Annotated in this window: 13 protein-coding genes; 7 read left to right on the plus strand and 6 right to left on the minus strand. The window is 72.6% G+C overall.

Translation table 11 applies throughout. The annotated features are described in order from the left end of the window. Window positions 1-250 precede the first annotated feature (250 nt). The 5 genes from egtA to OG985_RS09555 all read left to right on the plus strand — a co-directional run bounded on the left by egtA (window position 251) and on the right by OG985_RS09555 (window position 5,015). Entirely contained in the window at window positions 251-1,567 is a 1,317-nt protein-coding gene (gene egtA / locus OG985_RS09535) for an ergothioneine biosynthesis glutamate--cysteine ligase EgtA (protein ID WP_371667828.1), read from the plus strand. Further along, on the plus strand, window positions 1,564-2,880 hold the full coding sequence (gene egtB, locus OG985_RS09540; RefSeq protein WP_371667829.1) for an ergothioneine biosynthesis protein EgtB: 1,317 nt from the start codon (window positions 1,564-1,566) through the stop codon (window positions 2,878-2,880). The genes egtA and egtB overlap by 4 nt, the downstream gene beginning before the upstream one ends. After that, entirely contained in the window at window positions 2,880-3,680 is an 801-nt protein-coding gene (egtC, locus tag OG985_RS09545) for an ergothioneine biosynthesis protein EgtC (protein WP_371667830.1), read from the plus strand. Before egtB ends, egtC begins: the two co-directional genes overlap by 1 nt. Beyond that, window positions 3,677-4,639 (plus strand): L-histidine N(alpha)-methyltransferase, encoded by a 963-nt coding sequence (gene egtD, locus OG985_RS09550; protein WP_371667831.1) that lies wholly within the window; start codon window positions 3,677-3,679, stop codon window positions 4,637-4,639. The genes egtC and egtD overlap by 4 nt, the downstream gene beginning before the upstream one ends. Before the next feature lie 160 nt (window positions 4,640-4,799). Then, a complete protein-coding gene (locus tag OG985_RS09555) occupies window positions 4,800-5,015 on the plus strand; it encodes a dodecin (RefSeq protein ID WP_371674317.1) in 216 nt (71 codons plus the stop codon). A gap of 252 nt (window positions 5,016-5,267) precedes the next feature. Here the strand turns inward: OG985_RS09555 and OG985_RS09560 are convergent, their stop codons facing one another. After that, window positions 5,268-5,762: a hypothetical protein gene (locus tag OG985_RS09560; protein ID WP_371667832.1), complete on the minus strand. Its 495-nt coding sequence runs from the start codon at window positions 5,760-5,762 to the stop codon at window positions 5,268-5,270. 174 nt (window positions 5,763-5,936) lie between these two features. Here OG985_RS09560 and OG985_RS09565 point away from each other — a divergent pair, with 174 nt between their 5' ends. Further along, window positions 5,937-7,142, plus strand: coding sequence for a right-handed parallel beta-helix repeat-containing protein (locus OG985_RS09565; protein WP_371667833.1), 1,206 nt, complete (start codon window positions 5,937-5,939; stop codon window positions 7,140-7,142). Window positions 7,143-7,239: 97 nt separating this feature from the next. Here the strand turns inward: OG985_RS09565 and OG985_RS09570 are convergent, their stop codons facing one another. Further along, window positions 7,240-7,926: a DNA polymerase beta superfamily protein gene (locus OG985_RS09570; RefSeq protein WP_371667834.1), complete on the minus strand. Its 687-nt coding sequence runs from the start codon at window positions 7,924-7,926 to the stop codon at window positions 7,240-7,242. Between the two features lie 167 nt (window positions 7,927-8,093). Here OG985_RS09570 and OG985_RS09575 point away from each other — a divergent pair, with 167 nt between their 5' ends. Then, window positions 8,094-9,092: an LLM class flavin-dependent oxidoreductase gene (locus tag OG985_RS09575; RefSeq protein ID WP_371667835.1), complete on the plus strand. Its 999-nt coding sequence runs from the start codon at window positions 8,094-8,096 to the stop codon at window positions 9,090-9,092. A gap of 84 nt (window positions 9,093-9,176) precedes the next feature. Here the strand turns inward: OG985_RS09575 and OG985_RS09580 are convergent, their stop codons facing one another. From OG985_RS09580 to OG985_RS09595, 4 genes are all read right to left on the minus strand, one after another. Then, window positions 9,177-9,986, minus strand: coding sequence for a lysophospholipid acyltransferase family protein (locus OG985_RS09580; protein WP_371667836.1), 810 nt, complete (start codon window positions 9,984-9,986; stop codon window positions 9,177-9,179). Beyond that, window positions 9,986-10,756 (minus strand): GNAT family N-acetyltransferase, encoded by a 771-nt coding sequence (locus OG985_RS09585; RefSeq protein WP_371667837.1) that lies wholly within the window; start codon window positions 10,754-10,756, stop codon window positions 9,986-9,988. Before OG985_RS09585 ends, OG985_RS09580 begins: the two co-directional genes overlap by 1 nt. Window positions 10,757-10,976: 220 nt before the next feature. Continuing rightward, entirely contained in the window at window positions 10,977-11,726 is a 750-nt protein-coding gene (locus OG985_RS09590) for a succinate dehydrogenase/fumarate reductase iron-sulfur subunit (protein ID WP_371667838.1), read from the minus strand. Then, a complete protein-coding gene (locus OG985_RS09595; protein ID WP_371667839.1) occupies window positions 11,723-13,699 on the minus strand; it encodes a fumarate reductase/succinate dehydrogenase flavoprotein subunit in 1,977 nt (658 codons plus the stop codon). The genes OG985_RS09590 and OG985_RS09595 overlap by 4 nt, the downstream gene beginning before the upstream one ends. Window position 13,700 lies beyond the last annotated feature (1 nt).

A 13,700-nucleotide genomic window follows, 5' to 3' on the forward strand; every position in this document is an offset into this window, starting at 1 on the left:
TGCGGTGCAACAGAGTTTCCCGGTGCCGAGCCCAGCCCCCGGCCCCGTCCCGAGTCCAGCCCGCGCCGTCGCGGGATTCGGTCCGGGACAGGTCCGGAAACACCTCGGAAAGAGAGATCGTCGGCCCTGATTACGGTGATTTGCCCCCTTGTGCCGAGCGGCGCGAGAGGCTTGGGTGGGACGAGTGCCGTCGACCCGGCCCATCCGGCCTCGGGCCGGTGGCATGGTGGATTCTCAGGAGGATTCCGACATGTCCGACATACCAAGCGCCTGTCAGGCGCGCGACTGTACGGAGCCCCGTACCGCCCTCACCGCAGCAGAGGTGGAGGCACTGGTCCGGGGCATCTGTTTCAAGACCGGTCCACCCCGCACGGTCGGGGTGGAAGTGGAATGGCTCGTTCACGAGCTGCGCACACCACAGCTCCCCGTGTCCCGCGAACGACTCGAAGCGGCCTACGCCGCACTGCGGACCGTGCCCCTGAAGTCGGCGCTCACTGTTGAGCCCGGCGGCCAGCTGGAACTGAGCTCGCCGCCCGCCGCTTCCCTGATGGAGTGCATCGGTACCGTCTCCGCCGACCTCGCCGCCGTCCGCGCGGTCCTGGCCGAGGACGATCTCCGTCTGGTCGGTATGGGCCAGGATCCCTGGCACTCACCCAGCCGGTTCCTGCGGGAACCCCGCTACGACGCCATGGAGGCCTGCCTGGACCGCACCGGTCCGGCCGGCCGCGCCATGATGTGCACCTCGGCCTCGGTCCAGGTGTGCCTGGACGCCGGGTACGAGGAACCGGGGCCCCTCGGGCACGGGCGGCGCTGGTGGCTGGCGCACCAGCTGGGCGCGGTCCTGGTGGCCGCCTTCGCCAACTCCCCCGTCGCCGCCCACGAGCCCACCGGCTGGCTCTCCACCCGCCAGCTGGTGTGGACGGAGATCGGCCCCGGCCGCGCGGGCGGGCCCGCGCTGGACGCGGACCCGCGTGAGAGCTGGGCCCGGCACGTGCTGGACGCACCAGTGATGTGCATACGGCAGGACGGCGGGCCCTGGGACGTCCCGGATGGGCTGACCTTCCGGGAGTGGACCAGGTCGAAGTCGCCGAGGCCGCCGACCCGGGCGGATCTCGACTACCACCTCACGACCCTGTTCCCGCCGGTCCGGCCGCGCGGCCACCTCGAGTTCCGGATGATCGACGCACAGCCCGGCGACGACGGGTGGATCGTGCCGCTCGCCGTCACCATGGCGCTGTTCGACGATCCGCAGGCCGCCGAGACCGCCTACCGGACGGTGAAGCCGCTGGTCGAGCGGGCGCTGTCGCTGCCCGCGCCGCACAACCCGCTGTGGATCGACGCGGCGCGGCACGGCCTGGGCGACCCCGAGCTCCAGGAGGTGGCCGTCACCTGCTTCACAGCGGCCCTCGACGCCCTGCCGCGGCTCGGAGCCACCGCCGAGGTCATCGACGCCGTACGGGCCTACCTCGACCGCTATGTCAGCCGCGGCCGCTGCCCCGCCGACGATCTTCTGGACCGGATGCACGGCGCGAGCCGTCGTCCGCACGGGAAGGACATCCGCACATGACCGACCCCGCCCTCGACGCGGAGACGTTCCGGGAACGGGCGCTGACCACGCTCGTCACGGCCCGGGACCGTACGACGCTGCTGACCAGTTGCGTGGAGGAGCCCGACCTCACCGCGCAGCACTCGCCGCTGATGTCGCCACTCGTGTGGGACCTGGCGCACATCGGCAACCAGGAGGAGCAGTGGCTGCTGCGGGCCGTCGCCGGCCAGGAGGCGATACGCCCGGAGATCGACGGCCTCTACGACGCCTTCGAGCACCCCCGGTCCGAACGCCCCTCCCTGCCCCTGCTGCCGCCGGCCGAGGCCCGCCGGTACGCGGCGGACGTACGCGGACGGGTGATGGACGTGCTGGAGCGCACCGCGTTCCACGGGACGCGGCTGACCGAGGCGGGTTTCGCCTTCGGGATGATCGCGCAGCACGAACAGCAGCACGACGAGACGATGCTGATCACCCATCAGCTCCGAAAGGGCCCCCAGGCCCTGACCGCACCGGACCCGGAACCCGTCCCCCTGTTCACCGGCCCGGCCGAAGTCCTCGTACCGGGCGGCCCGTTCACCATGGGCACGTCGACGGAGCCGTGGTCCCTGGACAACGAACGTCCCGCGCACCGGCGTGAGGTGGCCGCGTTCCACATCGACACGACGCCGGTGACCAACGCCGCGTACCAGGCGTTCATCGAGGACGGCGGCTATGCCGACGAGCGGTGGTGGACGGCGGACGGCTGGTCCCACATCCGCCGCAACTCCATCGGCGCCCCACTGTTCTGGCGCCGCGACGGACGGCAGTGGCTGCGCCGCAGGTTCGGCGTGACCGAGGTGGTGCCGCCCGACGAGCCCGTGCTGCACGTGTGCTGGTACGAGGCCGACGCCTACGCCCGCTGGGCCGGGCGCCGGCTGCCCACCGAGCCCGAGTGGGAGAAGGCGGCCCGGTACGACCCGGCGGGCGACCGTTCCCTGCGCTACCCGTGGGGCGACGCCGACCCGGGCCCCGAGCACGCCAACCTCGGCCAGCGGCACCTTCGTCCCGCTCCGGCCGGCAGCTACCCGGCGGGCGAGTCGCCGCTCGGCGTACGGCAGTTGATCGGTGACGTGTGGGAGTGGACCGCGAGCGACCTCACGCCCTACCCGGGATTCAACGCGTTCCCGTACAAGGAGTACTCGGAGGTGTTCTTCGGGCCGGAGCACAAGGTGCTGCGCGGCGGTTCGTTCGCGGTGGACGCGGTCGCCTGCCGCGGCACCTTCCGCAACTGGGACCTGCCGATCCGGCGGCAGATCTTCTCCGGGTTCCGCACGGCCCGTTCGGCGGCTGCCTGATGTGCCGTCACCTGGCGTATCTGGGGCCCGAGGAGCCGCTCGGGCGACTCCTCCTCCAGCCACCGCACAGCCTGTACCAGCAGTCGTGGGCGCCCCGGCGGCAGCGCCACGGGACGGTCAACGCCGACGGTTTCGGCGTCGGCTGGTACGCGGAGGGAGATCCGGTGCCGGCCCGGTACCGGCGGGCCGGCCCCATCTGGGCCGACCAGTCCCTCACCGACCTGGCGCGTGTCGTGCGCTCGGGGGCCGTGCTCGCCGCCGTGCGGGACGCCACCCTGTCGGGCGCGGACGCCGAGGCCGCGGCGGCGCCGTTCGCCGCCGGTCCCTGGCTGTTCAGCCACAACGGGGCCGTCAGGGGCTGGCCGGACTCACTCGCGCCCCTCGTCCAGGGTCTGCCCGCGGTGGACATGCTGTCGCTGGAGGCCCGCAACGACTCGGCCCTGGTGTGGGCACTGGTCCTCGCGCGGTTGCGCGGCGGTGACCAGGAGGGCCAGGCGCTGGCGGACACGGTCCTGGAGGTCGCCGCGGCGGCCCCCGCCTCCCGGCTCAACCTGCTGCTCACCAACGGCGAGGCGATCGCCGCGACCGCCTGGGGCGACACCCTCTGGTACCTGTCCCGGCCCGGCGGCGGCACCGTCGTGGCCTCCGAGCCCTACGACGACGACCCGCACTGGCAGGAGGTCCCCGACCGCACCCTGCTCGCGGCGAGCCGCACGGACGTGCTGCTCACCCCGCTCAAGGAGCCCGACGACATCCTGACGCCCGCACCGCCCGCATCCGCGAAGGAGCCCCGTACGTGAGCCCGTTCCTTCTCACCCGCACCCTGCCCGAGGACGCCACGGAGGCCGCGCTGCGCGCCGACGTCCACCAGGGCCTGACCCGCACCCCCAAGACGCTGCCGCCGAAGTGGTTCTACGACGCACACGGCAGCGAGCTGTTCGAGCAGATCACCGCACTGCCCGAGTACTACCCGACGCGCGCCGAACGGGAGATCCTGATCGCCCGGGCCGGCGAGGCCGCCGCCGCGACGGGCGCCCGCACCCTCGTCGAGCTGGGCTCCGGCTCCTCGGAGAAGACGCGGTACCTGATCGACGCGCTCACCGGCCTGCACACCTACGTTCCGGTCGACGTCAGCGAGAGCGCGCTCACCCAGGCGGGGCAGGCGCTCGTCGCGGAGCGCCCGGACCTGAACGTGCACGCGCTGATCGCCGACTTCACCGCCGCGCTGACGCTGCCGGACACACCGGGTCCCCGGCTGGTGGCGTTCCTCGGCGGCACGATCGGCAACCTGCTGCCGGCCGAACGGGCCACGTTCCTGGCCCTGGTCCGCGGGCTGCTCTCACCGGGCGACACGGTGCTGCTGGGCACGGACCTGGTCAAGGACGAAGAGGTTCTGGTCAGGGCCTACGACGACGCGGCCGGGGTGACGGCCGCGTTCAACAAGAACGTGCTGAGCGTCGTCAACCGGGAACTGGGCGCCGACTTCGCACCGGACGCGTTCGACCACGTGGCACTGTGGGACACCGCGAACGAGTGGATCGAGATGCGGCTGCGCTCCCGTACGGAGCAGACCGTGAAGATCCCGGCACTCGACCTCGCCGTCGACTTCGGGGCGGGCGAGGAACTGCGCACCGAGATCTCGGCGAAGTTCCGCAGGGAGGGCGTCCGCTCCGAACTGTCGGTGGCGGGGCTCGAGTTGAGTCACTGGTGGACGGACCGGGAGGGCCGGTTCGCGCTGTCGCTGAGCGTGGCGCGGTAACGGGGTCCGGCAGCGGGTGCCCCGGGCCGTCTCGCGCTCCGCCGTGGCGTGGGGCACGGTGGAATGAGTCGTCGAGTCGGTGACGACCGCCGTCGCGGTCCGGCACCGGGCCGCCGCCGAACGCCTGACGTTCCCCGTCACGGCGGAGAGGAGCACCCGCATGTCGGACCACACCTACCGGGTCACGGAGATCGTCGGCACCTCGCACGAGGGCATCGACCAGGCCATCCGCAACGCGGTCGCCCGTGCCTCACAGACCCTGCGCAACCTGGACTGGTTCGAGGTGACCCAGGTCAGGGGCCAGATCGAGAACGGGCAGATCGAGCACTACCAGGTCGGCCTCAAGGTCGGATTCCGCATCGAGGACTCGGACTGACGCCCTCGGTGACCGAAGCCGGCCGCCCCGGCCCGGCAGGGACCCCGCCGTAGGGTCCCTGCCGGGCCGTGTCCGAGCCCGCGCGTCGGATCAGCGGGCGGCACCCGGTGGGGTGCGGTGCGCCGCAAGGCGCGGGATCTCCCGCGCACGGGACGCACAAGCGCGCTGGGCGTACCCGAGTGATCCGGTGGCGGGCCGAGGCGCCGTGCCGGCCGACGCCCGCCCGGCGGGACGGGTCGGACACCGCGGCCGTCAGGTGCGGCCCTCCCGCTCCTGCGCCGCCTTGAGGGCGCCGGACGGGGCGGTCCAGCGGGCCCGTACGACGCGATGGCCCGCACGTTCCGCGTCCGCGCACACCAGTTCGTCGTCGTCGACGAGCACGCGGATCTCCCGGGTGCGGGCGAGCCGGCCGAGGATCTCCAGCTTGGTGCGCCGGGCGGGCCTGCGGTCGTCGTTGCGGCGCATGTGGACGCGGCCCTCGGGGAGCCCGTGCGCGGCGAGCCAGTCCAGCGTGTCGCGCCGGCAGCGCTCCGGCCGCCCGGTGAGGTAGACGATCTCGCACTCCCGCGCGCTCTCCCGCACCAGCTGGACACCCTCCGGGATCGGCGGGTCCTGCGGCGCGGCGGCGAAGAAGGCGTCCCAGTCCCTTGGCGAGCGCTCCAGGAACGGCTGCCGGTGCGCCGTGTCGGCGAGGGTGTTGTCGAGGTCGAACACGGCGAGCGGGAGCGCACTGCTGCTGTCGGTCACACGACTCAGCCTAGGCCTGTCGTCACCTTCCCGTCGTCGCCCGGAGGGCGAGGCGGACGGGAAGGTGACGACAGGACCCGGGAGCTTCCCGGCAGACCTCGCACCCCGGCAACCTCCGCGCCGCGGGCGGCCACTGTGATGCGACATGGCAGTCAGTCGGAGGCGGGAGGCCCCATGCGCAACACGGCGATCTGGACGGCGGCGGTCACGGGAGCGGCACTGATGTCGGTGCTGGGCCCGGCGAACGGGGCAGCCGCGGCGCCCACGACCCTGGTGGTGGCGGTGGGCGGGAACGACTCCGCCGCCGGCACCCTCGCCCAGCCCCTGCGGACCATTCAGCGGGCGGTGGACCTGGCGAGGGCCGGTGACGTCATCGCCGTACGCGGCGGCACGTACGCCCTCACCGAAAACATCACCATCACCACCTCGGGCACGGCGTCCCAGCCCATCACCCTCGGCGCCTACCAGGGCGAGCGCGTGGTCGTCGACGGCGAGCGGCTGGCCGCGAGCCACACGCCGGTCGGCGGCAGCATCCCGCGCGCGGAGCGCGGGGCGGTCCACCAGGAGGCGTCGTACTGGCGGATCTCCGACCTGGAGATCGTCAACGGCCCGTACGGCGTGTACTGCGACGGCTGCAACGGCAACGTGTTCACGCGCCTGTCCACGCACGACAACTACGAGTCCGGTTTCCAGCTCCAGGGTTCCTCCAGCGGCAACCAGATCCTGAACCTGGACAGTTACGCCAACCGCGACCCGCGCAAGAACGGCGAGAGCGCCGACGGTCTGGCCGTCAAGGAGGGCAGCGGCAACGGCAACGTGGTGCGGGGCGCGCGGCTGTGGAACAACGTCGACGACGGCTTCGACGCCTGGAAGTTCGCCTCGCCGGTCCTCGTCGAGAACACGGTCGCGTACGGCAACGGTGTCAACCGGTGGAACTTCCCGGACTTCGCCGGTGACGGCAACGGCTTCAAGCTGGGCGGGGGCAGCCCGGCACCCGCCGTCGCGCACACCCTGCGCAACAGCCTCGCCTTCGGGAACGCGGCGCACGGATTCACCGACAACGGCAATCCGGGCGCGCTCGCGCTGACCCGGGACAGCACGTACGCGAACGGGGGCACGGGCTTCGACGTCGACACCTCGGGCGGGAAAGCCGTCCTCACCGGCAACCTCTCGGTCGCCGACTTCAGGGCCGTGGCGCTGGGCTCGGCCACCACGTCCAGCGGCAACTCCTGGAACCTGGGCGGGACATGGAACGCCGCCTCGGTGCTGAGCACGGACCCGGCTCCGCTCACCGGGCCGCGCGCGGCGGACGGCTCCCTGCCGGCGGCAGCGGTGTTCCTGGTCCCGCGCAACGGCGCGAACGTCGGCGCACGGTTCTGACGGCGCTCCGGCGGGGGTGTTGACCTCGCGCTCTCCTGAGTGTGCTCGTGCAGGCCTTGCCCGGCCGGGGTCGGCGCGCCGACCCCGGCCGGGCCGTTCAGCGGCCTTCGGGCCGGTAGAAGTGCTCGCGGACCCGGCGCAGCCACGCTTCGGCCGCCGCTTCCTCGGGCCGCTCCGGCAGCGCGCTGCGCCGCTCGCCGAAGGCGGCCTCGTAGTGGCTGAGCAGGGGCCGCGCGGCGGAGGCGTCGGCGGCGACACGCTCTCCGAACGCGTGGTACTCCTCGGGGTCCTCCACGCGGATCGTGAGCCGCCCCGTGGTGTACAGCTCCAGGCCCTGGTGGCACAGCCGCTTCAGGTGCCGGGCGTGCTTCGCGGTCCGTCCGGCCGGGCGGGAGCCGTCACCGCGGGCCTCCAGCCGGCGGAACTGCTGGGTGGCGTAACCGAGATAGGCGGCCCGGACCCGCTGGGCGCCGAGCAGCGAGGTGCGGATGCCGATCAGCTCGTCGCCGAGCGGCGTGCGCACCTCGTACAGCTCGTCCGGCAGCCACACCAGTTCCATGGCGGTCGGGTTGCCCCCCAGCGCGAGCCGGCACCACTTGGCGGCCTCGTGCAGGGTGGTGTCGGGCGCCGTGCCGACGTGGGACTCCTTCGGCGTGTGCAGGCCGTGCAGGGCCTCGGTGGGCGCGGCGAACACACCGAGCCGGTCGATGTCGGAACCCTCGTGGGCGAGCCCGTACGCGGTCGAACCGACGATGCCGGACAGCAGGACGTTGGGGACGGTCACGGTGGGCCGCCTTCCTGAACTGGGTGACGAGGGTGACGTGGGTGACGGGCCGCGCGTGGCCGGCCCGCGGGCGTGCCCCATTGTGATGACCTGCGGGAATCGCGGTCACCTGGTTTTCGCCGGGGACGCGCTGGGAATGCCCCGGCCCGCCACGCGTTGAACCCGGTGTGAGTTCCGTGATCGCCGCCGCCCGTTTCTCCGTCCTCGACCGCTCCCGCACCCGCGAGGGGCACACGAACGCCGAGGCGCTGCGCGACACCGTACGGCTGGCACGGGAGCTGGAGGGGCTCGGCTATCACCGGTTCTGGGTGTCCGAGCACCATGGCGTGCCCGGGGTCGCCGGTTCCGCGCCGACCGTGCTGGCCGCCGCCGTGGCCGCCGCGACCCGGACGATCCGGGTCGGCACCGGCGGCGTGATGCTGCCCAACCACCAACCGCTCGTCGTGGCCGAGCAGTTCGGGGTGCTGGAGTCCCTCTTCCCCGGACGGATCGACATGGGGCTGGGACGGTCCGTCGGCTTCACGGACGGGGTCCGCAAAGCCCTGGGGCGCGACAAGGGTGACGCCGAGGACTTCGCCGGACAGCTCGACGAACTGCTCGGCTGGTTCCGGGGCACGTCCGCGACCGGAGTGCACGCACGGCCCGCCGAGGGGCTGACCGTGCCGCCGTTCGTCCTGGCCATGGGCGAGGGTGCCGCCGTCGCGGCCCGGGCGGGCCTGCCGATGGTGATCGGCGATCTGCGCGACCGCGAGAGGATGCGGCGCGGCATCGATCGCTATCGAGCGGCGTTCCGGCCCTCGCCGTGGGCGCGGGAGCCGTACGTCGTGATCTCCGGCACGATCGCGGTGGCCGCCACGCCCGCCGAGGCGCGACGGCTGCTGATCCCGGAGGCCTGGTCGATGGCGTACTCGCGCACCCACGGCACCTTCCCGCCGCTGCCGCCCGCCGAGCGCGTCGAGGCGCTCACCATGAGCGCCAGGGAACGCGGCTTCTACGACTCCGGCCTCGCCGGACACATCGCCGGCACCGAGGAACAGGTCGCCCACGAACTGGAGACGCTGCTCAAGGAGACGGGCGCCCAGGAACTCCTCGTCACCACCAGCACATACGACCGCGAGGCCCTGCTGAACTCCTACCGCCGCCTCGCCCACGTCATCACCGACTAGCCACCCGGCGCCCGGCGGGGGCACGTCTGCCGGCCTGGTCATGCCGTCGAGCGGGCCCGGCCCACGCCGGCGGTGCCCCGTTTCTCAGGCGACCAACGACGCGTGGATCCGGTCGAGTTCGGGGGTGGTCGTGGGTTGTTGGGCCGCCAGGGCCAGTGTCCGGCGGTTCGGGTGGGTGTTCGGGGGGATGGCGGGGCGTATCTCCACGTCGGCCACCAGGCCGCGGGCCGACACCACCCGCCACACCGAGGCGAGCAGGGTGTCCTCGCCGACGAAGGCGGGCGCCGTGCTGGCCCCTCCCCCGGCGACGCGGTAGCCCAGACGCACCGGCTGCACCGGGACGCCCGCGTCGAGGGCGGCCTGGAACACGGCCCGGCGGAAGCTGCCGTGGGCGCGGCCGCACCAGGTGCTTCCCTCGGGGAAGGCCACGACCGCGCCGCCGCCGCGCAGTACCGCCGCGATCCGGCCGACCGTGTCCGGGAGCGCGCGCAGCCGGTCGCGGTCGATGAACAGGGTGGCGCGGGCGGCGATCGGCCCCGCCACGGGCCACCGCCGGATCTCGGCCTTCGCCACCATCCGGGCCGGGCGTACGGCGGCCAGCAGCGGGATGTCCAGCCAGGAGATGTGGTTGGCGACCAGGAGCAGACCGCCGTCGGACGCCGCGGCGCCGGTGACGCGGACCCGCACCCCGGCGGCCCGGACGATCGTCCGGGCCCACCACCTCACCGGCCCGGCGGGCATCCACCCGCCGAACGGCGACAGCGCGGCCCCGACGGCCACCAGGGCCGTGACCGCCGCCAGCCGCAGCACGGCACGCGGTACGGCCGTGACCGGCCCCCTCGGTTCCAGGCACGCCCGCGGGGTGCAGGGCGCGGTGGGCAGCCAGCCGCTCATCAGGCCGGGACGAGCGAGAGGAAGTGCCGCAGATAGCGCGGGTCCACCCGGCGCATCGACAGCAGCACGTACAGGTCGGCGACGCCGAAGGCCGTGTCGTGGGCGGGTTCGGCGCAGACCCATGCACCCAGGCGCAGGTAGCCGCGCAGCAGCGGGGGCAGTTCGGTGCGGGCGGGACGGGACAGGCCCTCGGCGTTCCAGGGCAGCAGCGGCCTGACCCGGAACTCCGGCGGGGCGAGGTGCTTGGCGCGGACCCGGTCCCAGCTGGCGGCGGCCAGGGCGCCCCCGTCGGCGAGCGGGATGGAACAGCAGCCGGCGAGCCACTCGTGGCCGCGGCCGGTCATGTAGCGGGCGATACCGGCCCAGATGAGCCCGATGACCGCGCCGTCGCGGTGGTCGGGGTGCACGCAGGAGCGGCCGACCTCGACGAGTCCGGGACGGATCGGGTCGAGCGGGGTGAGGTCGAACTCGCTCTCCGAGTAGAGGCGTCCGGCGATCGCGGCCCGTTCCGGCGGCAGCAGCCGGTAGGTGCCGACCACCTGCCCGGTGCCGGTGTCCCGGACGAGCAGGTGGTCGCAGTACGCGTCGAAGGCGTCGGCGTCCAGGCCGGGCTGCGGGGTGGGCAGCAGGGCACCCATCTCTCCGGCGAACACGTCGTGCCGCAGCCGCTGCGCGGCGCGTACGTCGGCCTCGTCGCGGGCGAGGGCGACGGTGTAGCGGACGGGTGCCTCGGGCTGCGAGGGGCGGTCGAGGGTCGTAACGCCGGTCATAGCACTCTCCTGGTCACGGGCCGGGTTCGGGGACGACGGCCGTACCCCCTGTTTCTTCCGAAACCGGTTGGCGTGTACGTGACGTGCGCCGGGAGAGCGGATGTGGGAACGCTGAATGCCTGGGGCGCCCCGGAAAGCCAGACGGGACCGGGGATGAGCACCACTCCCGGTCCCGCCCGTCCGCCTGCTCGGCGAACGTTCTCTCGTGTCCTGGACGGACCTACCGCTTGGCCACCTTCCGCGTGGCCCGCAGCCATTCCTTGTTCATGCCGGTGATGGACACCAGCGGAATCCCCTTGGGGCAGGCCGTCGCGCACTCACCCGCCAGCGTGCATCCGCCGAAGCCCTCCTCGTCCATCTGGGCCACCATGTCCAGCACGCGTGTCTCCCGCTCGGGCGCGCCCTGCGGCAGCACGTTGAGGTGGTTGACCTTGGCGGAGGTGAACAGCATCGCCGCCCCGTTGGGGCAGGCGGCCACGCACGCACCGCACCCGATGCACTCCGCGTGCTCGAACGCGAAGTCGGCGTCCGGCTTCGGTACGGGCGTGGCGTGGGCCTCGGGCGCGGCCCCCGTCGGCGCGGTGACGTAGCCGCCGGCCTGGATGATGCGGTCGAAGGCCGACCGGTCGACGACCAGGTCCTTGATCACCGGGAAGGCGGAGGCCCGCCACGGCTCGATGTCGATCGTGTCGCCGTCGGAGAAGGACCGCATGTGCAGCTGGCAGGTGGTGGTGCGCTCGGGTCCGTGCGCGTCGCCGTTGATGACGAGCGAGCAGGCGCCGCAGATGCCCTCGCGGCAGTCGTGGTCGAAGGCGACCGGGTCCTCGCCGCTGAGGATGAGCTGCTCGTTGAGGGTGTCCAGCATCTCCAGGAAGGACATGTCGGTGGAGATGCCGTCCACCTCGTAGGTGGACATGGCGCCTTCGGCGTCGGCGTTCTTCTGCCGCCAGACGCGCAGGGTGAGCTTCATGCGTAGCTCCGCTGGGTGGGGTGGACGTACTCGAAGACCAGGTCTTCCCGGTGCAGCACGGGCGGGGTGCCCGTACCGGTGAACTCCCAGGCGGCGGCGTAGGAGAACGCGTCGTCCCGCCGGGCCGCCTCACCGTCCGGGGTCTGCGACTCCTCGCGGAAGTGGCCGCCGCAGGACTCGGCGCGGTGCAGCGCGTCGAGGCACATGAGCTCGGCGAGCTCCAGGTAGTCGACGACGCGGTTGGCCTTCTCCAGGGACTGGTTGAACTCCTCGCCGGTGCCGGGCACTTTGACGCGCCGCCAGAACTCCTCGCGGATCTGCGGAATGCGCTCCAGAGCCTTGCGCAGCCCGCTGTCGGTGCGGGCCATTCCGCAGAACTCCCACATGAGTTCGCCCACTTCGCGGTGGAAGGAGTCGGGGGTGCGGTCGCCGTCGACGGACAGGAGGAGGTGGAGCCGGTCCTCTGTCTCCGCCAACACCTCCTGTACGACGGGGTGTTCGGCGGTGACGGTCTCGTGGTGCGGGTTGCGGGCGAGGTAGTCGTTGATGGTGGCCGGCAGGACGAAGTAGCCGTCGGCCAGGCCCTGCATCAGGGCGGAGGCGCCGAGGCGGTTCGCGCCGTGGTCGGAGAAGTTGGCCTCGCCGATCGCGAACAGGCCCGGCACGGTGGTCTGGAGGTCGTAGTCGACCCAGAGGCCGCCCATCGTGTAGTGCACGGCGGGGTAGATCCGCATGGGCACCTCGTACGGGTCCTCCGCGGTGATCCGCGCGTACATGTCGAAGAGGTTGCCGTACTTCTCCTCGACCTTGTCGCGGCCCATCCGCCGGATGGCGTCGGCGAAGTCCAGGTACACGCCCTGCCCGCCGGGGCCCACTCCCCTGCCCTCGTCGCAGACGTTCTTCGCGGCGCGGGAGGCGATGTCACGCGGCACCAGGTTGCCGAACGAGGGGTAGACGCGCTCCAGGTAGTAGTCGCGCTCGTCCTCGGGGATCTCGTTCGGCGGGCGGGTGTCGCCCTTGGCCTTCGGCACCCAGATCCGGCCGTCGTTGCGCAGCGACTCGCTCATCAGCGTCAGCTTGGACTGGTGGTCGCCGGTGCGCGGGATGCAGGTCGGATGGATCTGGGTGAAGCAGGGGTTGGCGAACAGGGCACCGCGCCGGTGGGCCCGCCAGACGGCGGTGGCGTTGGAGTTCATCGCGTTCGTCGACAGGTGGAAGACGTTGCCGTACCCGCCGCTGGCCAGGACGACGGCGTCCGCGAAGTAGGTGTCGACGCGCCCGCTGACGAGGTCGCGCGCCACGATGCCGCGCGCCTTCCCGTCGACGACGATCAGGTCGAGCATCTCGGTGCGCGGGTGCATCTCCACGTTCCCGGCGGCGATCTGCCGCGACAGCGCCTGGTAGGCGCCGAGCAGCAGCTGCTGGCCCGTCTGGCCGCGGGCGTAGAAGGTGCGGGAGACCTGGACGCCGCCAAACGAGCGGGTGTCGAGGAGTCCGCCGTACTCGCGGGCGAAGGGCACGCCCTGCGCCACGCACTGGTCGATGATCTCCACCGAGATCTGCGCCAGCCGGTGCACGTTGGACTCCCGCGCCCGGAAGTCGCCGCCCTTGACGGTGTCGTAGAAGAGGCGGTGGACCGAGTCGCCGTCGTTGCGGTAGTTCTTCGCCGCGTTGATGCCGCCCTGCGCGGCGATCGAGTGGGCGCGGCGCGGGGAGTCCTGGTAGCAGAACTGGACGACGTGGTAGCCCTGTTCGGCGAGGGTGGCGCCGGCGGAACCGCCGGCGAGGCCGGTGCCGACGACGATCACCGTGTGCTTGCGCCGGTTGGCCGGGTTGACGAGCCTGGCCTCGAACCGGCGCTTGTCCCAGCGCTCGTGGACCGGTCCGGACGGAGCCTTGGTGTCGACGACCGGCTCACCGGTCGGGTAGTTCGCGTACTCGCTGTACTCGCTGTGCTCGCTGTTTGAGGTCACT

This window comes from Streptomyces sp. NBC_00289 (genome assembly GCF_041435115.1).
Lineage (GTDB): Bacteria > Actinomycetota > Actinomycetes > Streptomycetales > Streptomycetaceae > Streptomyces.